We start from the raw sequence: 19,746 nt of genomic DNA, 5'->3' as shown, positions 1-19,746 counted from the left end.
TGCAAGGATCGTCATGACGTTGATCAACCCGCCGCTGCTCGTCCACGGTGGCACGCACGCCGCCCGAGCTTTCCGGATGATGGTCCGGGATCTCAGCCACGGCGCGCAGGGCATCACCGAGTCCGACGACCTTCGGGTCAGCCAGCTCGCGACCCCCGGTGCCGGGGTTCGGGTCGGGGACGGCTCGGCCGTCATCCGTGGCGCCGTCGCCTGGGGGCAGGGCTCGTACACGCAGTACAACGTGGGATACCAGTCGGTGCCGGTGGCGCCCACCGGGGTCTCGCCCCGGTCCGACCTCCTCGTGCTGCGGGTCGAGGACCCGGAGTACGAGGGTGTGCGGGATCCCGAGCGCGATGACATCGGGTACTTCCACGTGATCCCGAACGTGTCCGGCAACGCGACGACCCCGCCCGCGGGCATGACCGCTGTTGCCCTGGCCCGGATCGACATACCGGCCAACACCAAGGTCATCACGGACGGCATGATCCGCGACGTCCGTACGATCGCGAACCCCCGCAAGGAGCGCCAGTTGCACACCGCTTCCCCGGGCGGTGACCAGAACTGGGCTGGCAACAGCGGGAGCTGGGCGGACTGGCCGCCGGCCAGCCGGTTCAATATCCGCGTGCCGAAGTGGGCGGTGCGCGCACGCATCGTCATGACGATCTCGGGTCTCCAGGTTCTGGGCAGCATCTGGGGCAGCACCGCGTTCCGCCTCGGCGGCGTACAAGGCCAGTCCATCCAGATCGACGACGGCAGCACCAAGGGCGACGGGTCCGTGCGCGTCAACGCGATCTCCGCGGACACGATCGGCATCCCGGCGGACATGCGCGGCACCACGCAGCCCCTCCAGGGCCTCGTCTTCCTCACGAAGGACAACGCGGGCTCCTTGCAGGCCGACGTCGTGACCACGGTCATCGCGGACATCGAGTTCGAGGAGGGCACCTGATGCCCGCCTACCGCTACCAGGTCCGCGACGCCCTCACCGGCGGCCTGGTCGTGCCCGACCTGCCGTTGACCGACGTCGAGTTCGGGCTGCGCCTGGATGAACCAGGCGACTTCTCCGGGCGCGTGCCGGTCCCGTTCCGGCACCTGCTCGGCTCGCAGATCAGCCCCGGCAACACCGTTCTGACCGCCGAGCGGGACGACACCCTGCTGTGGGGCGGGCTGATCTGGCGTGCCGAGCCGGAGGGCGGCGCGTACCCGTTGGAGGCGGCCGGCTGGGGCTCGTATCTGCACCGCCGCCACGACGTCCACGGCGAGCTCGATGGGCGCGGCCCGTACACGTACGCCGATCCGTGCCAGGTCATCCGGGATGTGTGGGCGTACGCCCAGGAGCAGCCGGATGGCGACCTCGGCGTGCAGGTGGAGCCGATGGTCAGTAAGGCGAAGGTCGGCACCCCGGCGGAGCCGTTCCGCTCGGAGTGGTGGGAGGCCCCGGTGCTCGGCGACATCGTCGAAGACATGACGGAGGTGGACGGCGGTCCGGAGTGGACGGAGACGACTGTGCTGGACGGGGACCGGCCTGTGGGGCGCATCCAGCTGGGCTGGCCGCGCTTGGGCACCCGCCGCCATGACCTGTCGTTCAGCTCGGGCGTGAACATCGCTGAGACGACCCCGGTCACGTACGACGGCGACGAGTACGCCCAGGTCGTCATCGCGCTCGGCGCTGGGGAAGGCCGAGGGCGGCGGCGCGCGGTCGAGGCGGTCCGCAACGGCCGGCTGCGCCTGGAGCGTGTCCTCGAGGTGCCGAACGAGAAGGGCAACGACCGGCTGGCCGCTCGGGCCCGCCGCGAACGGACTGCCCGCCAGGTGATGGGAGAGGTGGACGAGCTGCACGTCATCGACCACCCGGCAGCGCGGATCGGATCGTGGCAGATCGGTGACGACGTACGAGTGCGCATACATGACGAGTGGGCGAACTGGTCCGGGTGGTGCCGTGTGACCGGCTGGTCCATCCGGCCGCCGGAGGGCGAGGAGCCCGAGCGGGTCACGCTGTCGCTGGCCCGATCCGACCGCTTCGTCTACGGGGGCTGATGATGGCGAACAACCTGACGCAGATCGTGTCCCGCCTGGCCGATGTGGAGCGGCAGCTCAGCCGCGGATCCCGGACAGCGTCCCTGGCGTACTCGTCGGTCGAAGCCGGGTCCATCGAGGTGTACGACGAGGACGGCGTCCTCACCGGCGCCGTCGGTGTGCAGTTCGACGGTACGACGGGCGTGGCTACCTTCAACGGACCTCCCCCACCGGCGCCCAGTGCGCCGCGTGTCACCCCGGTTCTGGGCGGTCTTCGCGTCACCTGGGACGGCGGCTTCATTGACGCGGCTACCGCACCGCTGAACCTCGGCCGGGTACAGGTGCACCTCCTGGGCTCTGCCGCGGATCCGGTGGATGTCCGCAACCCCGCCGCCACGATCGAGGCCGCCTCGGGGGCCTCCGTGACCATCGCGGTGTCCGACTACGAGCCCCGGAATGTGCGCCTGGTGGCGGTCAGCACCTCGGGCAAGCCCAGCGAACCGTCTGCCGCCGTCGCAGCAGCGGCCCGGCAGGCTGTGGGGCAGGACCTGCTCGACGGGATCGTGTCGGACATCAAACTGGCCGAGAAGGCCGTCACGGACACGAAGCTCGCGGTGGGCGCGGTGAAGTCAGCGGCCCTCGCGGACGGCGCTGTCCTTGCGGCGAAGCTCGCGAAGGCGGCCGTCACCAGCGACAAGCTCGGGGCCGGCGCCGTCACCCTGAACGCGCTGGGCGGGGCCTTGGCGGACGGCATCACCCAGCACTACGTGGACGCGCTCGGAGACCCGGCCGCGTGGAAGGCGCTGGGCATCGGCACAGGTGGCAAGTGGGAGCACCTGACGAACGTGGTCGACGCGCCGACCGGCCGCACGGTCGGCCAAGCGACGGGCTTCGCGGTGGTGCGCGGTTCTACAGCGATCCCGTACGAGCCGGACACCCTGTACCGGGTGTCGGCCCGGATACGGACGCTGAGCCCTTCGGATGCGGGCACGGACACCGTGTATGTGGGGCTGCTCGGGCTGGCCGCCGACGGAACGACCATGGTCAACCGGACTGGCGCGAACAGCCTGGAGGCGCACGTGTACTGCGCTGCGTCTCTCGGGAGCGCGACTGTCGGCGACGGGTGGAAGGTGTTCACCGGGTACGTGCGCGGCCGTGGGGAGTCCGGTGTGGCCGTGGCCGGCGGCGCTACTCCGGACCCGCGGGCGCCTGGAAGGCTGCACGCCGACGTGCGGTTCGTCGCGCCGTATCTGTGGCTCAACTTCGACTCCACGCGCACCGGGTCGGCTTCGGCGACCGGCGTGATGCAGGTGGACGCCGTCACGGTCGAGGTGTTGAAGACCGGCGTGGTGGACAGCACCAACCTGGTCGCGGGCAGCGTGACCACAGCGGCGCTGGCCACCGACTCCGTGACCTCCGGCAAGGTCGCGGCCGACACGATCAGCGGCCGCGAACTCCAGGCCGCCTCGGTCGCCGCCGGGCACGTGCTCGCGGGCGCGATCACCGCGGACAAGATGACCATCGTCGGCACCGCGAACGTGCTTGCCGACCCGTCGTTCGAGGGCCCGCAGTCACTGGCCCTGACCGCCGCCCTGCCCTGGGCAACCGTGGACAAGACCCGGGGCAACGGCTCGGCTTCCTCACTGCGGATCGACGCCACCTCCACGACGGCCGTGTATCGGGCGGTGGACCTCACGGTGCTGCCCGCCTCCCCGACTGATCAGCTGTACCTGGCCGTCGACTACTGGGCGTCGGATGACTGGGCGGGCGCGGAGATCAGCTTCCATGCCCGTTGGGAGGCTGGAGACGGCAAGATCCTCGGCTACGGCAAGGCCCGCACGACCGCTCCCCTGCGCTCCCAGTGGGGTCGGTTGTCGGCAACCCTGACGGCTCCCGCCGAGACGGTTCGCGCCCGCATCCGGCTGGAGTCCGGAGCGGCGACGGCAGGCACGGTGTGGTGGGACAACGCCGCCGTGCGGCCGATCCTGCCCGGAGTGCAGATCGCTGACGGCGCGGTCACGGCCCCCAAGGTGTTCGCTGGCGCCATCACCACGGACAAACTCGCGGCTCTGGCCATTACGGGCGAGAAGATCGCGGCCAAGGCGATCACGGCGGACAAGGTGGCGGCCTTGGCGATCACGGCCGAGAAGCTGGCCGCGAACTCGGTGACGGCCACGGCCATCGCGGCGGGGGCCGTGGAGGCCGTCCACATCAAGGCCGGGTCGATCACGGCGGACAAGATCGCCCTGGGTATCGACGGCAACCTGGTTGCGGATGCCAGCTTCGAGGGCGAAGTCGCGGCCAAGCGGGTCTCGTCGGCGGGCTGGAGCATCGTCTCCCCTGGGCGGGACACCCCGAAGGCGATCCGTGCGGATTGCACCGCGGCAACGGCCACCGACCGTACGCACACCCTGGGCCTGTTCGAGGCGACGCCCGGGATGCGGGTGTGGATGGCGGCGGACTACCAGGTCAGCGCGGACTGGGTCGGCCGGAACGTAACCGTGTACGTCCGCTGGGAAGACGCTGCCGGGACCACCCTCGGGTACAGCACGCTCACCGCTCCGTCCGGCATGGCGGGCAAGGGCTGGCAGTACATGGCTGGCAGCCCTACGTCAGTGGCGCCTCCGCAGACGGTCACCGGTCGGCTGCGGCTCGGCGCAAACGACGGCACCGCAGGGAACGTGACCTACGACAACGTGGTGATCCGCCTCGTGATGTCGTCCGGTGGCGGCGGGTCTCGGGCGGAAATCTCCCCGGAGGGGTTGAGGCTGTTCGACCCGACTGGTGAGGAGTCGATCTCTCTGGTCACGGGCCGCCCGCAGTATCTGACGATCACCAACGAGGGTGTGCCCGTCGCAACCATCAACGAGAACGGGCATGGTGCGTTCAACGACTTGTCCGTCGCCGGCGAGCTCTCCGTCAACGGCGAGAAGCTGGACACGCAGCTCTCCGACCTGGCGCGCGGCATCGTCGCCGTGCATACGACGACCGCCGGCGTGCAGGCGGCGATGGATGCGGAGACCGGCTACATCGAGCTGCCCGTCCGCCTCCAGGCCGATCGGCAGTACCGCATCGTCGTCGACGCCTACGCGGATCCGTCCGCCGCTGGTGGCGAGCTGCTGCTGTTCCTCCGCGATGGCGGGACGGCAGCGCCGACCGTCACCTCCAGGCAGCTTCAGAGCACCGTGACGGCGGCGACCGGCGGATGGCAGCGACTGCGCCTTGAGCTGATGGCCTCTGGTTCAGCCCTCGGGGCCGGTACCCACCGTCTCCTCAGCTCCTTCATGTGGCGGTGGGGAGCGGCTGGAGGGAACGTCAGCCTCTTCGGCGGAGGCGGATTCCCGGCCACGATGTACGTCGAGGACGTCGGGCGGGCCATCGCCAACACCGGTGAACTCAACCGCGGAGGGGCAGCCGGTGGTGGGACCGAGCCGACGAAGCCCGCGACCCAGCGGTACGAGAAGACGTACAACGCGGCCTGGTCCGGTACCTACACCAACCGGGGCGCGTACAGCAGCTACCACGGAAACCAGGCGCTCCAGGGCTACTACTCCAGCACGAACGGCTTGACCGCCTCCCTCGTCGGCTTCCCTGCATCGCTTAGCACCGACCTCAGCGGAGCCAAGATCGAGAAGGTCCAGTTGTACGTCTACTTCGAGCACTGGTACTACGCGGGCGGCGGCACGGCGGTCATCAAGGCGCACAGTCACGGCTCTCGGCCCGGGAGCTTCAGCAGCGACGGCCAGTCGATGAGCGTGTCCTTCCGCCGCAACGAGGGCCGGTGGATCGACATCACAGCGATCTTCGACGAGACGAAGTGGCGAGGGATCGCACTGGACCCGAACAGCACGGACAGCACGTACTACGGACGCGCTCACGGTGTCGGCCAGCAGTACCCGCCGCAGCTGAAGGTCACGTACGTGAAGTAGCCACGGGGCGGGCCGCGCGGGGGATCTCCGGGCCCGCCCATCTGGCGCCCTAAAGGCCGAGCTGGCGCACACCGTGCTCGGACGGCATGGCGCGCGGTGATCCGTCCGGAAGGATCAGCAGCCCCTGGGCGCCTCCGTGCGCCTGGAGCACGTCGGCCGACGTGCTGATGAGGTTCTGCAAGATCAGGTCGGGTGAGGCGGGGGCGCCAGCGTGGTCGAACTCGGGCTCGCTGCCGGGCACTCGATCAACCCAGAGCTGGCCATCGCCCACCGCGTAGCGAACTGGAATCGAGGTCTGCCGCAGCGCGGCCGCGTGGTAGACGAAGAGCGCCCATAGGGCTCTGACCTGGAGTGCGTGAAGGGCCAGTTCGGCCGTCGCGGCGAACGCCGCAACCTTGTTGAGGGCACCGAGCGCGCCGCCGTCGGCCAACGCTCCCATGACCGTCACAGTGCCCATCTTGAGCATGACTGCGTACGGCCAGCCGATCGCCACCGCGAGGTCGAAGTCGCAGACGTTGCAGCTGTCCGTCTGGGACTCGAAGACCATGATCGTGGAGTGTCCGGGTCTCGTACGGACAACGCCCCGAACTTCTTGGAGGAGCAGGTGTAGATCCGCGGCCTGCTGCAAGTCCTGGGCTTCCGCAAGGTTGGGCGAGTTCCGGTCTCGGCGGTCCGCGCGGAGTCGCATGTCATTTCGCCGCAGCCCGTAGAGGATCTTGCCTAGCCAGATTCGCATAGTGGCTTCGGGGAGGGCTGCGACGGCTTCTGGGCCGGAGGCAAAGGCTTCCCGGACTGTGTTCTCGATCCGGCTCAGGTGCTCGTTGTTGCACGGCCGGCACGCCGGGATCTTGACCCTGTCGGCGGTGATGGGCGTCAGGTTCGGGAGCTCGATCTTCGGTCGGGGGTGGCCGGGAGGCATCATTCCCCGTTGGAGCCAGCGCGGGATCACGTCCTCGACGGATGCCTCACCCGGCTGGATCGGACGCGTGCACAGGAAGCACTCGTTGTCTTGGAGCCCTTGCCCCTCCCAGGGGCGGTAGTCCACTCCGCCGGCGATCATCGCTCTTGCCATCGGGTCCGTCTGCGGCACCACCATGGTCGGCAGTGTCTCATCAGCCTGCCTGGACACCGCACTGGTTTTGGGCCGCAAGAAGTCAGCGCCAGGGGCGTCCTGTCCGCGCACGTACGATCAACTTCAGGCGCGCGGGGCTGTCAGGAGTGATGTCCGTGTCCGTGCCGCCGAGCGCAGAACCGACGCTGTGGGAGCTGCACCGCGCGGTCTCGCAGCTCCGCGAGGACCTGCGAGGAGACCTCGCCCACCTGGCGGCCCGGCTCGACCAGGTGGTCACCCAGGATGTGTACCGGGCTGACCAGCGGGCGACGGAACAGCGCATCGGGGCCGTAGAGACAGCCCTTGCTGGCCTCCGCGGCGAGCACGACCAGGTCGCGGAGCGTACAGAGCAGCAGCGCCGCGAGGACCAGGCGCAGGCGGCGGCAACTCGCCGACTGGTGCTGTCGTCGTTCGTGGCGCCGCTGCTGCTGATGGTGCTCCAGCTGTGGCTGGTCACGCAGGGCACATCTCGCTGACGCGAGTTCCGCCTACCTTTTTGATCTTGGGCGCGGGGAGAATCCGAGATCCGAACATGGCTACACCGCTGAGTGCTGATGCACTCGTGGCGGCGCTGCGCGCTGAAGGCGTGCGCATCGTCGAACGTCCCGGTTGGCGTACGCACTCCCGGAACCACAAGGGGCCGTGGGGCCCGGTACGCGGCGTGATGATCCACCACACGGTGACCTCCGGCACTGCGAACACGGTCAGCATCTGCGAGAACGGCTACAGCGGGCTCCCGGGCCCGCTCTGCCACGGTGTGATCGCCAAGGACGGCACGGTCTACCTGATCGGCAACGGCAGGGCGAACCATGCCGGGGCGGGTGACTCCGACGTCCTGGCCGCGGTGATCGCTGAGCGTTCGCTGCCGGCCGCGAACGAGGCGGATGCCGACGGCAATACCTCGTTCTACGGCTTCGAGTGCGAGAACCTGGGCGACGGCGAAGATCCGTGGCCCGGCGCGCAGCTGGAGGCCATCGAGAAGGTCTCCGCTGCGATCTGCCGAGCCCACAAGTGGGGGGCCGCGAGCGTGATCGGCCACAAGGAGTGGCAGCCGGGGAAGGTGGATCCGAAGGGCTTCGCCATGTCCGGTCTGCGCCAGCGAATCGGCGCCCGTCTCGCGGGTAAGCCGGGCGGCGGGGGCAGCACCACGTACACGGTCCGGGACGGGGACACCCTGTCCGGCATCGGGCGGGAGCTCGGTGTCTCGTGGGAGGCGCTGGCGAAGGCGAACAACATCTCGGCCCCGTACGTGATCCACCCGGGGCAGAAGCTGGTGGTGCCGAAGTGAGTCGGGTCTCCGATGTGAACCAGAGGACGGTGCGCACCGTGTTCCAGACCCTGCTGGGTCTGGCCGCTGGTCTGCCGCTGATCGTGGACGCCTCTGGGATCCCGCAGTCGGCGGCCGGTGTGGCGGTGGCGCTCGCCGTGGCCGGTGCCGTCACGCGGGTCATGGCGCTTCCTGTGGTTCAGCGGCTGCTGCCGCGCTGGCTGTACGAGCCGGAGCGCCCACCTGTTGAGCCTGAGTCGGACCAGTCGAGTCCGGTACGGGCAGTGGAGTAGCGATCCCGAGGGGGTCCGGCGGCGGCCGGGCCCCCTCCCGTCTGATCCGGCCGTTGCGGCCTGGGCCGGCTCGGTAGGGTCGGGGTAGACCGAGTAGGAGGGGCCGTATGGCGACCGAGATCGTGATCGCGCAGACATCCATTGACGACGAGGCCCGGGCGCAGGCCCTGGTGCAGGGGGCCGTTGAGGCAAGGTTGGCGGCCTGCTGCCACATCGACGGGCCGTTCCGTGCCACGTACTGGTGGCAGGGGAAGATAGAGACGGCGCAGGAGTGGCGGCTCTCGTACAAGACCACGGTGGACCGGCTTCCCGAGCTGGAAGCGTGGGTGGCCCGGGAGCACCCCTATGAGGTGCCCGAGTGGGTCACCGTGCCGGTCACCGGCGGCTCGGAGGCGTACCTGAAGTGGGTGGTCGAGGAGACCACCCCTCGCTAGCAAGGCCGTCTCGGCCCCTCACCGCTGCGGGGGCGCGGACCGGGGCCTCTTCAGGCGGCAAGCTCTTGCAGGTGGTGCGCGAGGTCGCGCTCCGAGCTGGGCAGCCGCGCGGCGACAGCGGCGGCCCGGGTCCGGCCCATGGTGTTGGGGCGCGTCTGGGCCGCGGCCGCAAACTGGTGAGCCACGTGGGCGCCGTGGCCGATGTCGCCTCCCCGTAGGAGTGCGTGGGCGAGGTCTCCGAGGATGACGACCCCGGAGTCGGACAGGTCCTGTCCAAGGCGCTCCATGGTGTCGGCTGCCGCGTCCGTGAGTTGCTGGTGGCCGAGCTGGCCGTATACGGAGAGCACGAGCGAGTCCATCCGGGCGGGGGTCATGAACTGCACCCATGCCTGTTCGGCGGTGTAGTCGGCGAAGTCGTAGGCGATCCGGGCCCGGTCGAGCGCGCGGAGTGCGGCCGTGTCGTCACCTGCGTTCGCAGCTTCCTCCGCGTGCCGAGCGTGGATCCAGGCGGCGGCAGCGCCGTTCCCGGGGCCGCGAACGTCCTGGGCTGCCTTGGCCAGCAGCTCTACCGCGCGGTTGGGTGTGTCCGCTCCGTAGCTGGCGTAGCCCAGTGCGAGGGCCCGCAGCGGGGGGTGTCCCACGGCTTCGGCGCAGTCGGCGGTGACCTTGTAGTAGGCGTGCGCGGTTCGGTGGTCTCCCAGGTCCCACGCCACCCAGCCGGCGAGTGCTGCTGTCTCACCGGCGGCGACGGTGAGGGCCCGCTCGTGCTGGCCGGCTCGGGGAAGGGCGGCAGTGATGGCGTCGAGATGCGATTCGACCTGGCCCCGAAGCTGCTGGGCGGTCAGGTGGTGTTCGCTGATGTGCAGGGCGCTTGCGCGGCGAGCCAACGTGTCTGCGGAGTCTGCGTCGATCTTGGCGCCCCTACCGAGGGCGTGAGCGAGACGGCCCCACGGCTCAGCGGCTGCAGCGGCGCCGACGAGGGCGCCGCCCATCAACGTACGGCGGTTCAGCACGTCGATTCCTTCCTCCCCGTCGCGGTGGACCGGGTTCCGGCGGCGCTCGCGGGCGGCAGCTGCTTCCCGTTGCAGCTGCTCCGGGGGTAAGCCGCACGCCACCGCGATGTGGGCCAGGGTGTGGTTGGTCGGGATGTTCTCGCCGTGCTCGTAGCGGTTGATCTCGCAGCGCGTCATGGTCTCCCGGCCGGAGACTGCGTTGATCGCGGCCGCCTGTTGCTCCTGGGTACGCCTGGCCTGGCGGCGGAGCTGAAGGAGCAGGTGACCGAAGTCTGCTGGCATGAGTGTGCCCTCTGTCGGTGGGTGTGTCCCCATGATGGGCGTCGTTCCCCCCTCAGGTTCCCCCTTGACAGGTTTTTCCCCCTCCAAGTTCCCCTGTTCCTCTCCTCGGTGGGGCGGTGCGATGGGTGCCATGACCACGTTCCGTGAGGTGGCGCGCTCCGCGCCGGAGGGTGCAGGGCAGCGCCTGCTCGACGCCGAAGTGCCTACCGTGCTGGGCCTGGGCGATTCCCCGGCGCCGGGCCAGCTGCCGCCGTTGCCGTTCTCCGTCGCGCGGCGTAGCCACGTTCCTCAGCGTGAGGCGTTCCGTGACGGAGCGGAGGCTGTGGTCGGGTGCGCTCGGCCCGCCGGCCCCGGCTCGTTCAGCCAGGAGGACGCCCGGCACGTGCAGGTCATCCGCCAGTTCACGGCGTCTTGCGTGCGGCGCTGGGGTGTTGAGGGCGACGTGGTGGACGCGGCCCAGCTGATCGCGGGCGAGTTCTTCACGCGCGAGCTTCGCCACGGCACCAGCTGTGCTATCCGTGTTCAGCTGATCGCGGGCCCGAGCACGTTCACGGTGGCGGTGGCGGGGGGCGGGCCGTACGTCCCGGTGTACCCGATGGTGGAGCCGGACGACCGGAGCAGGCGGGGGCTGTTCCTCGTGGATCACTTTGCTCAGCTGCACCACGGATGCTGGGGCCTGGCGGCCGATGGGACAGCCTGGTGCCTCCTGGCTTCGGCCGGACGGCAGGCAGCGGCATGACCCTGCCCGCAGTGGTATTAGCCGCCCCTTCGAGTGCACCGGCTGATGATGCCAAGGAGCTGGCCGCTGCTGTCCGTCGGCTGTTGCAGGAGGAGGCCAGCGGTGAAGTGGAGCTCCGGCTTGGCCCCCTGACCTTCGAGCTGGTGGTCACACCTCGCGGTCGGCGCTCCGATCTGGCGCTCACCCTCATGGACACCTGGCAGCAGGGGTGCGGCCCGGTCGTCGATGACCCCGGTCGGCCTTTCCGGTACTGGCTCGTTCCTCCTGGCACCGCCGCTCGGTGGGAGCACGGCGTCGGCCGCTGCGTGGACAAGGGCCGAGTGGTGATGCCGCCGCTCAGCCGGTCTGCGCCGCCCGGGCCCTTCTGGGTTCGGCCGTGGGACCGGAACCGGCTTGTCGGACCGCTCTTGCTGCGCAAGGCGCTGGCCGTCGCCGGTGAAGGGGGAACGGTGGGGCCCCTGTCCGTGGCCGGTGAAGGAAGCGCGGTGGGGCCCCTGTCCGTGGCTGGCGAAGGAAGAACGGTGGGTCCACCGCGGGCGCCCCTGCCCCGGAGGACGGCGCGACGTCCAGCACATTGAAGCCACCGCCCGCGTAGGCCGTGCCCCTTCCCGGTGCTGCGCGGGCGGCTTCCAAGCACACTGCCGCTGCGGCTTGAGCGGCCTGACCAGAAGGATTCCTGTGGAAGAGTCGCAGTCTCCGTCCTGTCCGCACTCTCCGCCGTGCCCGCGGGCCGATGACAGCGGCTGGGAGTCGGCCCGGATCCTCGTGGCGCACCCGGAACAGGGATGGAGTCTCCTGTGTGGGGGTGCCGTGACCTTCGAGGACACCGGGGGCCTCTTGCCTGACGGCAGGAGTGTCGCCCCTCACCGTCCGACGGACGCAACGAGGGCCGCCGCGTGACTGGCCGTGCGGTGCCCGGCAGCAGGTTCCGGCTAACCGATCGCGAGCTCGAAGCTGTGGGGCTGGCCGCCGAGGGCTTGAAGATCGAACTGATCGCGGAGCGGCTGGGCGTCAAGGCGGCAACGGTGCAGTCCAGGCTGAAGTTCGCCCGGTTCAAGACCGGGGCGGTGCGCACCACGGCGCTGGTCCATAGCTCCTATGCGTCCGAGCAGTTGGCCCGGCCGGCTGCCGAGGATCCGGTGGACCTCTCGAAGGACGAACTACAGGTCCTCGGCTACCTGGCCGAAGGGCTAACGGTCGTGGAGATGAAGGATCTGGTCTCGTGGCCCGAGCACCGGCTGCGTGACGCGTACGGCGATCTTCTGGCCGCGCTGGACGCGACATACCGGCCTGCGTACGCGATCAAACGTGCATGGGCGATGGGCCACCTGGGCGGTGAGAGGCAAGCCGCCTGATCGCTGTGGCGGGCTCGGTCCGGTTCGTTCGGGTGAGGTGTCGAGGACTCGCCTCTCCGCCCTGGGACGTTTTGGCACCATGGGTTGCTCTCGCCGCTCGCTGGGCGGCGCATCGGGCCTAGGAGGCACGCTGTGGACGCGACGTTTCCCGAGCCGGCGGATGAACCGCTGGAGGTGTGGGCTGCGCGACGGGAGCGCGGCAGGCGAAAGACGGGGGAGCTTCGCGCCGTGCCTCTGTCTGCGGGCCCCGCCCGTGGCTCCCATGTCGATCCGGGCAGTCCGCGGATGATCACCCGGTGGGACGGATTCCAGTGGCAGGCCGTGGCCGTCGTCCCGAACTACGCTGCGGCGAGGCAGGTCATTGATCCGGCTGCTCCAGCGGAGCAGGTTCAGCTTCCGGGGTACAGCCCGGCACCGCTTCGGGCTGGGCGGGGTAGGCACCGGCGTCCCTGAACACCAGCTTCGCGAAATGGGCAGAAGAGGAAACGTTCCAAGCTGGTCGCGGAGAACGGACGGGAAAGCCCCCGGGCATCGGCAGATGGCGGGGGCTTCCGTACACCTCTTGGAAAGTGTGGGCCCAGTCTATCGGGGCGAGAGGCACGCTCGGCGACCCCGACCGCGAACACCTCCGCCATACCCGTATTCTGCTATCGCAGACATGGGAGAGATGGGAGGTTGTTGTGGCTAAGCCGTTGGTGATGGGCCGCAAGGAGATCGCGCACGTGTACAACATCGCGCCGACAGCCGTCAGCGACCGGTGGATTCCGAGGGGGACGCTCTCCTACGAGGATGCGGCGATCGTCTCGGGTAAGCCGTACTGGCCTGGCGGGCTGGTGGTGGAGTGCGCCCTGCCCGAGGGCGGACGCGGCCGGCAGCTAGACCTTGGCCGGCTGGAGGCCCTGGAGCAGGAGCAGGGCGCCCGGGTTCGGCCTAAGTCGAAGGGTGAGCTGCCGCGCCTGGTCGGCCTTCAGGAGGTGGCGGAGATGTTCGGCGTCGACCAGGTGAAGGCGAGCCAGGCGACGAAGAGCGCGCAGGGGATGCTGCCGCCGGCGGACTACGAGCTGTCCGGGTCGCCGGTGTGGCTGCTTGAGACGGTTCTCGCGGGTGCGGAGCACACGGTGGAGGTGTCGAAGGGCGCGAAGCGGAACCCGGGCGCCTGGCAGCTGCGGGCTGAGGTCGTCGCGGATCTGAGGGAGGGCCGGTACGCGGGTCCTGGTTCGGTGATCAAGGAGCGCGGCGCCAAGGCCGCGGAGCGAGGTGCGGCGCCGGAGGGTGCGTAACGGGGCCGCGCAGGTGCGTGGTTGAGGGCTCTGGGCATTCCGCCCGGGGCCCTCACGTCATTCCCGGATGGTTGACACCCCCACTACAGGTAGTAGAATTCAGTTATCGGCAGCCAAGCCCGCTTGGATCACGCCGCGCTCATGACGTAGAAATAGGCCACCATCTATATCCGGAGGGATCATGCTTACCACGCAGCTCGAATTGCCGATGGCTCCACTGCGGCAGCCCGACCCGGCCGGCGGAAGCCTGAGCATCCAGGACCGCTTCGAGGCGTTTCATGAACTCAACCCCTGGATCCTGGCGAAGCTGGAAGCGATGACGGCCGACTGCGTAGAGCGCGGCCTGTCCCGCGTGGGCATCGGGATGCTGTTCGAGGTGCTGCGGTACGAGTACGGCCGCGCCACCCTCGGCGACACCTGGAAGCTGAACAACAACTTCCGCTCCCGCTATGTCCGACTGCTCCTGGAGCAGCACCCCGAGTGGGGTGCCGTCTTCGAGCTGCGCGGACTTCGCAGTGCCTGAAATAGGCCACCATCTAAATACCTCTTGGAGATGTGATGTCTGAACTGTCGTCCCCGCCGAAGCTCCGCACCCGGAAGCCGACCGGCGTGATCCCGTGGCCGGTGCTCCTCATCGAGGGCGAGGAGAAGGCGGGCAAGTCCCACACCGCCGCCGCGTTCACCGGATCGGACAAGACCGGCCAGGCGTACTGGCTGGAGCTGGGCGAGGAGACCGCCGAGGAGTACATCAACGTGCCCGGCGCAGACTACGAGCTGATCGAGCACAACGGGTCGTACCGCGACATCCTCGGTCAGATCGAAGCGGTTCACGCTGAGGCCGTTCGTGCTGCTCGGGCGAAGGAGAAGCCCGTGGTCCTGGTGATCGACTCGGTGTCGAACCTGTGGCGCATGCTCGTGAACTGGACGCAGGTCCGGGCGCAGCGGTCCGTGTCGGGCCGGAAGAAGCTGGAGGCCGACCCGGACGCCGAGATCAAGCCCACCATGAACCTCTGGAACGACGCCGGCGAGCGGTGGGCGCGGGTGATGTACCTGGTGCGCACGATGCCCGGCATCGTGATCCTCCTGGCACGCGGCAAGGAAATCGCGGCCTTGGACGAGCGGGGCGAGCCCATCCCCCGTGCGAAGGCCACGGACTGGCGGGTGGAGGGTCAGAAGTCCTTGGCCTACGACGCGACGGTGTGGGTGCGGCTGCGCCGGGAGGCGGACCCGCAGATCGTCGGGGCCCGCTCCCTGAAGTTCAGTGTCCCGCGCAGCGCGAAGAAGCCCATGCATGTGCCGGACTTCACCATCGAGCACCTCGTCTTCGGCCTCATGGGCTGCGCGATCCACAACCAGCCCAAGGCCACGCCGGAGCTGACCGGCGACCTGGCCCAGGTGTGGGAGCCGAAGGTGAAGGCCGCCGCAGAAGCCGGTGTCGAGACGCTGAAGAAGCTGTGGTGGGACGCCGAGAAGGAATCGGGGCTCGACCGCGAGGAGCTGGCGATCATCCGCAACGCCATCGAGCGCAAGGCCGCCGAGCTCAGCAACCCGAAGAAGCTGGATGACCCGACCAGCGAAGCCGCGCGGCTGCGAGCGGCTGCCGCCCAGGTGCGTGAAGAAGCGGATGGGTCCGCCGACTTCGAAGCCGCTGCCTGATTCCGCCCCTTCGGCATTCCGTGGGGTCCGCTCCGCCCGGGGCGGACCCCGCTCACCTCTTGGAGTAGTTCATGACCACGATGACGACGGCTGCCCTGCCGGGGTCGATCTGGGGCGCCGCCCACGACGCTGATGCTCGGCGGCCCCGCTCGGTCCAGACCCAGCTGGGGGCCTCCGACACGATCTGCCAGCGCCGCGCCGGGTACATCCTCGCCGGCACGGAACGGAACAACCCCTACGCCGACAAGCGGGCGGCAATCCTCGGCACGTACATCCACAGGGGCCTGCTGGAGGACGCCCGCCGCGAGTACGGGTGGCTGGTGGAACGCGTCGTCGCCAACGACCTGATCCGCGGGCACATCGACGCCGTGCACCTGGACGCAGAGGCTGCCGCCCGGGTGCCGAAGCGGCATCGGCCGCTCGTGCCGGCCGAGGTGGTGACGGTGGAAGACGTCAAGACCAAGTCCTCCCGGATCTGGGACCGCGTGCTGCGGTTCGGGCCGACGGCCGCGGAGATGCGGCAGGTCCTGCTGTACGCGCTGCTGCTGCGGGAGGTCGGGTTCTCCGACATACCCGGCCAGCGGTACCTGCACCGGCTCGGCCCGCTGGATGTGCAGCGGATCCGGTTCCGGTTCGTGTGCCGGGACACCGGCGAGGAGCACGTCCAGGAGTTTCCCTTCGACCTGTGGCTTGCGGAGGAAGCCCGCTGGTGGGTGGAGCGTGTCCTCGAGGCGGAATCGCCCGAGGAGCTTCGGCGGGACCATGACGGCCCCGGCCTGTCGGCGGTGTGCGACAACTGCCCGTTCATCACCGCCTGCTGGCCGGAGGTCGCCCCGGGCGCCCCGGCGCAGACGGCACTTGTCCACGACGACGCCGACAGGGCGGACGCGCTGGACCGTTACGTCAGGGCGCATGAGCGGTGGCGGGCCGCCGACGCCGAGAAGAAGAAGGTGCGCAAGATGCTGGATACCTCCCCGGAGGGCAACTACGGCTCCAACCATCTGGGTTGGAGTGGCGGTAATGACAAGGACGAGACCGACGTGCCCGCCATGGTGGGCATGTTCGAGGACGCCGACCTGGTCGTGCCGATGGTTCCTGACGCCGAGGCCATGGTGAAGATCCTGCGCCGGGCCGGCTTCGTGGTCCCTGTTCGCCGGGCGGCCGCTCAGACATCCCGCTCGATCAAGGTCTCCGTGGCCCGTAAGGCCGCCTGAGACCGCCGGGCGGCTCCTACTTGACCGGTTGGGCCGCCCGGCTCCCGTACGACCCGCACAACACCTTCTGGAGACTTTCCGTGACTATCCTTCGCCGCCACCTCAGCAGCGGCTACACGGTGCTGCCGACGGCCACCCTTGAGGACGCCCGCCTGTCGTTCCGTGCGCGCGGCATCCTCGCCTACCTGCTGGCGAAGCCGGACACATGGAAGGTGGCGGCCGACCGGATCGCCAAGGCGGGCAAGGAGGGGGTGGAGGCGGTCCGTACGGCCCTTCGGGAGCTGAAGGACGCGGGCTACTACCGGGTCGTGACTGAGCGGATGACGGACGGCACGCTGCGGCGGATCACCGAGGTGTACGACCAGGCGCAGGACTGGGCCGCCGAGGAGTTCCGGAAGCTGGAGGAGAAGCGGTTGGCCAGGCGCCGTAAGAAGGAGCAGACGGTGGCGGCTCCGGACGCGGGCGAGGGGGAAGCGCCGGACGTCACCGAAACCGGGTTTTCGGGGTTCGGTTCTCCAGTGTCCGGTTCTCCGAGCGATGGTTCGCCCGGGGTTATAGGTAGTAACCAGAGTCAGTACTCAGAGAAGAACCCCCTAACCCCCGCAGCTGGCGCAGCGGGGGGACCTGCTGCCGCTGTTCGAGAAGAACGACCGGCACGGCCTGCGGCCGGCGGCGGATGCCCGGTGCACCCGGACGGCGCGGGACGTGGGTGCCGTGGTTGCGGTACGAGCCCGAGGCAGCTTCGTCAAGCGGAGGAGTCGACGGCGCGGCAGGAGGTGCAGGCCCGGCAGCGCGTCCGGGATGCCCAGGTGATCTCTGAGGGTGCGCAGCCGTTCTCGACGCTCTCGGACGTCGCACGTCAGGCGATCTCGGAGATCCGGGCCAAGCGTGGCGGTGCGGCCATCAAGACGCAGCAGGAGAAATAGGCCATCATCTTTCTGTATCCTGACGCGGCGACGGGCCACCCCTAGCCGGGGAGCCTGCGACCTCTTGGAGATTTCCCGTGAACGAAGAACAGCTTTTCCTGCGCAGGCCACTGGCCCAGCCGTGGCCTCACTGCCGCTACCGAAACCGACAGCCCAACCCGCAAGCACCGCCCCACAAATAGGCCATCACCTATCTAGCGGCATAGGAATCCCTACGACCCCCAGCACTGGACGGCCCTGATGAAGCTCACCGACAACGACATCAACTTGGCGGCCCGCGACTTCTTCAACCCGGCCCAGCTGCTGGAGTTCGCGGACCTTCCGTTCACCGACTCGCGGACACTGCGGGCAGGTCAACTTCTGCGGGAGCGCGGGGAGCAGGGGATGCGCCTGCGCAGGCTGCCTGGCGAGCCGGACGCGGGAGCGATGTGCAGCTGGACTTGGCGGCCGGGCGGCTTCAGGTACGGGGTGGACGCCGCCGACGGCGCCCGCTCCGGTGACATCAGCTGGCGGCAGGTCTCCCAACTGGTCGATGAGCGCCTGACCCCTGTGCGGTACGGCGCACTACGCCAGGCGGTCACCGCCGAGGCCGCGCACCGCCGCTCCTACTCCCCCGGACCGGCACCGTTCCGCGACGCGGACACCTGGCAGGAGCACTTCTACCGGCCGTGGGCTCACACAGCCTCCTCGCTGGAGCTGCACGCCCAGGCCGCGAAGGACGCCATCCTCCCGGCCCCGCGGCCCCAGCCACCCCTTTTCTGACCGCTTCCGCACGCCCCACGAAGGACCCGTCGTGATCAACTCGACCGCCGCCACCACCTGGCTGGAGCAGGCCGCCTGCGCCGGCTCCGAGGGCTACGTCCTGTCCGCAGGCCAAACCGAGGGGCCTGCCGAGCGGCTGGTGGAGGCGGTCGAGCCACTGGTGCGCGCCTGCCTCGCCTGCCCCGTGCTCAACGAGTGCTACGACCGGGTCCGCCCGAAGGGGTCGCAGTTCGACGGCGTCTGCGCGGGGCGGCTGTGGATCAACGGACAGGAGGCGGCGCGCGCTCTCGGCGCCCCGGCGCTGCCGAAGTCCCTCGTCTCCCGAGCAGGGGTCTGCGGCGAGCCCAGCGGCGTGCGCGGTCACCGGCGGGCCGGGGAGCCGCTGTGCGGACAGTGCCGGGTCACGGCCCAGCGGTCGGAGTCGAGGGCGGCCGGCGCGGCGACGATCCGTAAGCGGGGGGCGAGGAGCGCCCGCCGCCCCGTCGCCGCGAAGGGCTAGCGCCACCCCTCTGACCTGCGGGTTTATGTTGACACCCCCTCCAAAGGTAGTAGAATTTAGCTACAAGGGAGGGGGGAAGCCCCGACCCGCTCCAATCGGAAGGACCCGCGATGCACACCCCGATGCCCGACCCGATCAGCGTGCTGGCCGTCTCCCGCGACTACGCGATCAGCGAGGTCCAGGCCGAGGTCGCCCTGACCTGGGCCGCGGTCGCGATGACGTTGGAGTGGGAGAGCTTCGCCCTCGAAGCGGGGCTGGACCCCGCCGACGGTGACGCGATGGGCCGCTGGAACCAGCAGTTCCCCCATGTGCGGACCGCCTGCCTCGACGGAGCCGTGGCGGAGGTGGCCGCAGTACCCGCCCCGGTCCTCGACCCGGTGGAACAGCTTCTGCGCGACGTGCGAACCGCGCCGGTCTGCCGTCGCCGCCCCGCGAGCCCTCTGCGGACCAACCGGACCCGCGTCCACATCCGCTGAGAACCACCCGGCCCGCCCCACCGGGGGCGGGCCGCGCCACGTCAACCCCACCCCAACACCGAATCGGAGACATCCATGGGAGCCGTTGACTTCGACCACATCGAAGCCGGCGTGAACGTCGAGCAGGCGTTCCAGGCAGCCCGGGAAGCCGCCCTGTACGAGCACGGCCACGGCAGCCACACCGGCACCATCGCCGAGAAGGACACCTATCTGGTCTTCGGCGAACCCCGCACCGGCACGGACCAGGCGTACGAACGCGCCTCACAGCTGCTGGACACCGATCAGCGCATCGCCAACAAGTGGGGCCCGGCCGGCGCGCTGCCGGTCATCCTCGACGACGGCCGCGATGGCTGGCTGTTCTTCGGCTGGGCCTCCTCCTGACCTGCTACCTGCACCGGGGGGGCCCCCCGGGGGGGCCCCCCCCCCCCCCCCTCCCCACCCCCCCCCCCCCCCCCACCCCCCCCCCCCCCCCCCCCCCCCCCCCCCCCCCCCCACGT

The 19,746-nt window shown here is 69.7% G+C and carries 22 protein-coding genes; 20 read left to right on the top strand and 2 right to left on the bottom strand.

Going from position 1 to position 19,746, the window contains the following annotated elements:
* Nucleotides 1–13 precede the first annotated feature (13 nt).
* From ACZ7H1_RS10385 to ACZ7H1_RS10375, 3 genes are read left to right on the top strand one after another with little or no spacing between them, the layout of a single operon-like run.
* Nucleotides 14–946 (top strand): hypothetical protein, encoded by a 933-nt coding sequence (locus ACZ7H1_RS10385; RefSeq protein WP_470785398.1) that lies wholly within the window; start codon nt 14–16, stop codon nt 944–946.
* Nucleotides 946–2,034 carry a hypothetical protein gene (locus ACZ7H1_RS10380; RefSeq protein WP_470785396.1) on the top strand — a complete coding sequence of 363 codons (1,089 nt, stop codon included), beginning with the start codon at nt 946–948 and terminating at the stop codon, nt 2,032–2,034. Before ACZ7H1_RS10385 ends, ACZ7H1_RS10380 begins: the two co-directional genes overlap by 1 nt.
* A complete protein-coding gene (locus ACZ7H1_RS10375) occupies nt 2,034–5,942 on the top strand; it encodes a hypothetical protein (protein WP_470785395.1) in 3,909 nt (1,302 codons plus the stop codon). Before ACZ7H1_RS10380 ends, ACZ7H1_RS10375 begins: the two co-directional genes overlap by 1 nt.
* A gap of 49 nt (nt 5,943–5,991) precedes the next feature.
* Here the strand turns inward: ACZ7H1_RS10375 and ACZ7H1_RS10370 are convergent, their stop codons facing one another.
* On the bottom strand, nt 5,992–7,038 hold the full coding sequence (locus ACZ7H1_RS10370; protein ID WP_470785393.1) for a hypothetical protein: 1,047 nt from the start codon (nt 7,036–7,038) through the stop codon (nt 5,992–5,994).
* 125 nt (nt 7,039–7,163) lie between these two features.
* Between ACZ7H1_RS10370 and ACZ7H1_RS10365 the strand changes: the two genes are divergently transcribed.
* The 4 genes from ACZ7H1_RS10365 to cutA all read left to right on the top strand — a co-directional run bounded on the left by ACZ7H1_RS10365 (nt 7,164) and on the right by cutA (nt 9,047).
* Entirely contained in the window at nt 7,164–7,529 is a 366-nt protein-coding gene (locus tag ACZ7H1_RS10365; RefSeq protein WP_470785391.1) for a hypothetical protein, read from the top strand.
* A 56-nt stretch (nt 7,530–7,585) separates the two neighbouring features.
* A complete protein-coding gene (locus ACZ7H1_RS10360; RefSeq protein WP_470785390.1) occupies nt 7,586–8,341 on the top strand; it encodes an N-acetylmuramoyl-L-alanine amidase in 756 nt (251 codons plus the stop codon).
* Nucleotides 8,342–8,355: 14 nt separating this feature from the next.
* Entirely contained in the window at nt 8,356–8,613 is a 258-nt protein-coding gene (locus tag ACZ7H1_RS10355; RefSeq protein ID WP_470785389.1) for a hypothetical protein, read from the top strand.
* A 107-nt stretch (nt 8,614–8,720) separates the two neighbouring features.
* Nucleotides 8,721–9,047: a divalent-cation tolerance protein CutA gene (cutA, locus tag ACZ7H1_RS10350; protein ID WP_470785388.1), complete on the top strand. Its 327-nt coding sequence runs from the start codon at nt 8,721–8,723 to the stop codon at nt 9,045–9,047.
* Nucleotides 9,048–9,097: 50 nt separating this feature from the next.
* Here cutA and ACZ7H1_RS10345 read toward each other — a convergent pair whose 3' ends face one another.
* Complete coding sequence (locus ACZ7H1_RS10345) at nt 9,098–10,342, bottom strand: helix-turn-helix transcriptional regulator (RefSeq protein WP_470785387.1); 1,245 nt, start codon at nt 10,340–10,342, stop codon at nt 9,098–9,100.
* A 130-nt stretch (nt 10,343–10,472) separates the two neighbouring features.
* On the opposite strand from ACZ7H1_RS10345, the gene ACZ7H1_RS10340 reads away from it, so the two are divergent.
* The 13 genes from ACZ7H1_RS10340 (at nt 10,473) to ACZ7H1_RS10280 (ending at nt 19,630) form a co-directional block, all read left to right on the top strand.
* The gene (locus ACZ7H1_RS10340; RefSeq protein ID WP_470785385.1) at nt 10,473–11,081 is read left to right on the top strand and encodes an ATP-binding protein; all 609 of its coding nucleotides are present in this window, start codon (nt 10,473–10,475) and stop codon (nt 11,079–11,081) included.
* Nucleotides 11,082–11,759: 678 nt separating this feature from the next.
* Nucleotides 11,760–11,981: a DUF5999 family protein gene (locus ACZ7H1_RS10335; RefSeq protein WP_470785384.1), complete on the top strand. Its 222-nt coding sequence runs from the start codon at nt 11,760–11,762 to the stop codon at nt 11,979–11,981.
* Entirely contained in the window at nt 11,978–12,436 is a 459-nt protein-coding gene (locus ACZ7H1_RS10330) for a hypothetical protein (RefSeq protein ID WP_443298726.1), read from the top strand. The genes ACZ7H1_RS10335 and ACZ7H1_RS10330 overlap by 4 nt, the downstream gene beginning before the upstream one ends.
* A gap of 132 nt (nt 12,437–12,568) precedes the next feature.
* Nucleotides 12,569–12,889: a DUF6087 family protein gene (locus ACZ7H1_RS10325; RefSeq protein WP_470785383.1), complete on the top strand. Its 321-nt coding sequence runs from the start codon at nt 12,569–12,571 to the stop codon at nt 12,887–12,889.
* A gap of 227 nt (nt 12,890–13,116) precedes the next feature.
* A complete protein-coding gene (locus ACZ7H1_RS10320) occupies nt 13,117–13,716 on the top strand; it encodes a hypothetical protein (protein WP_470785382.1) in 600 nt (199 codons plus the stop codon).
* Nucleotides 13,717–13,897: 181 nt separating this feature from the next.
* Entirely contained in the window at nt 13,898–14,239 is a 342-nt protein-coding gene (locus ACZ7H1_RS10315; RefSeq protein WP_469318157.1) for a hypothetical protein, read from the top strand.
* A 35-nt stretch (nt 14,240–14,274) separates the two neighbouring features.
* On the top strand, nt 14,275–15,372 hold the full coding sequence (locus ACZ7H1_RS10310) for an AAA family ATPase (RefSeq protein ID WP_443298731.1): 1,098 nt from the start codon (nt 14,275–14,277) through the stop codon (nt 15,370–15,372).
* A gap of 71 nt (nt 15,373–15,443) precedes the next feature.
* A complete protein-coding gene (locus ACZ7H1_RS10305) occupies nt 15,444–16,586 on the top strand; it encodes a PD-(D/E)XK nuclease family protein (protein WP_470785380.1) in 1,143 nt (380 codons plus the stop codon).
* Between the two features lie 80 nt (nt 16,587–16,666).
* The gene (locus ACZ7H1_RS10300) at nt 16,667–17,512 is read left to right on the top strand and encodes a hypothetical protein (RefSeq protein WP_470785378.1); all 846 of its coding nucleotides are present in this window, start codon (nt 16,667–16,669) and stop codon (nt 17,510–17,512) included.
* 240 nt (nt 17,513–17,752) lie between these two features.
* A complete protein-coding gene (locus ACZ7H1_RS10295) occupies nt 17,753–18,274 on the top strand; it encodes a hypothetical protein (protein ID WP_470785377.1) in 522 nt (173 codons plus the stop codon).
* Nucleotides 18,275–18,305: 31 nt separating this feature from the next.
* On the top strand, nt 18,306–18,773 hold the full coding sequence (locus ACZ7H1_RS10290; protein WP_470785376.1) for a hypothetical protein: 468 nt from the start codon (nt 18,306–18,308) through the stop codon (nt 18,771–18,773).
* Between the two features lie 110 nt (nt 18,774–18,883).
* Nucleotides 18,884–19,249: a hypothetical protein gene (locus tag ACZ7H1_RS10285; RefSeq protein ID WP_470785374.1), complete on the top strand. Its 366-nt coding sequence runs from the start codon at nt 18,884–18,886 to the stop codon at nt 19,247–19,249.
* A gap of 75 nt (nt 19,250–19,324) precedes the next feature.
* Nucleotides 19,325–19,630: a hypothetical protein gene (locus ACZ7H1_RS10280; RefSeq protein ID WP_470785373.1), complete on the top strand. Its 306-nt coding sequence runs from the start codon at nt 19,325–19,327 to the stop codon at nt 19,628–19,630.
* Nucleotides 19,631–19,746 lie beyond the last annotated feature (116 nt).

The organism is Streptomyces sp. NPDC037401 (assembly GCF_055602345.1).
Note: the sequence above shows the minus strand (reverse complement) of the source record. Positions and strands in the feature narration are given on the sequence as shown.

What these genes read in the sequence shown, in the direction of transcription:
- ACZ7H1_RS10360 (WP_470785390.1), top strand. Translation starts at nt 7,586, where the DNA reads ATGGCTACACCGCTGAGTGCTGATGCACTCGTGGCGGCGCTGCGCGCT.
- ACZ7H1_RS10385 (WP_470785398.1), top strand. Translation starts at nt 14, where the DNA reads ATGACGTTGATCAACCCGCCGCTGCTCGTCCACGGTGGCACGCACGCC.
- ACZ7H1_RS10305 (WP_470785380.1), top strand. Translation starts at nt 15,444, where the DNA reads ATGACCACGATGACGACGGCTGCCCTGCCGGGGTCGATCTGGGGCGCC.
- ACZ7H1_RS10310 (WP_443298731.1), top strand. Translation starts at nt 14,275, where the DNA reads ATGTCTGAACTGTCGTCCCCGCCGAAGCTCCGCACCCGGAAGCCGACC.
- ACZ7H1_RS10380 (WP_470785396.1), top strand. Translation starts at nt 946, where the DNA reads ATGCCCGCCTACCGCTACCAGGTCCGCGACGCCCTCACCGGCGGCCTG.
- ACZ7H1_RS10315 (WP_469318157.1), top strand. Translation starts at nt 13,898, where the DNA reads ATGCTTACCACGCAGCTCGAATTGCCGATGGCTCCACTGCGGCAGCCC.
- ACZ7H1_RS10280 (WP_470785373.1), top strand. Translation starts at nt 19,325, where the DNA reads ATGGGAGCCGTTGACTTCGACCACATCGAAGCCGGCGTGAACGTCGAG.
- ACZ7H1_RS10295 (WP_470785377.1), top strand. Translation starts at nt 17,753, where the DNA reads ATGAAGCTCACCGACAACGACATCAACTTGGCGGCCCGCGACTTCTTC.
- cutA (WP_470785388.1), top strand. Translation starts at nt 8,721, where the DNA reads ATGGCGACCGAGATCGTGATCGCGCAGACATCCATTGACGACGAGGCC.
- ACZ7H1_RS10345 (WP_470785387.1), bottom strand. Translation starts at nt 10,342, where the DNA reads ATGCCAGCAGACTTCGGTCACCTGCTCCTTCAGCTCCGCCGCCAGGCC.
- ACZ7H1_RS10370 (WP_470785393.1), bottom strand. Translation starts at nt 7,038, where the DNA reads ATGGTGGTGCCGCAGACGGACCCGATGGCAAGAGCGATGATCGCCGGC.
- ACZ7H1_RS10375 (WP_470785395.1), top strand. Translation starts at nt 2,034, where the DNA reads ATGATGGCGAACAACCTGACGCAGATCGTGTCCCGCCTGGCCGATGTG.
- ACZ7H1_RS10285 (WP_470785374.1), top strand. Translation starts at nt 18,884, where the DNA reads ATGCACACCCCGATGCCCGACCCGATCAGCGTGCTGGCCGTCTCCCGC.
- ACZ7H1_RS10365 (WP_470785391.1), top strand. Translation starts at nt 7,164, where the DNA reads ATGTCCGTGTCCGTGCCGCCGAGCGCAGAACCGACGCTGTGGGAGCTG.
- ACZ7H1_RS10340 (WP_470785385.1), top strand. Translation starts at nt 10,473, where the DNA reads ATGACCACGTTCCGTGAGGTGGCGCGCTCCGCGCCGGAGGGTGCAGGG.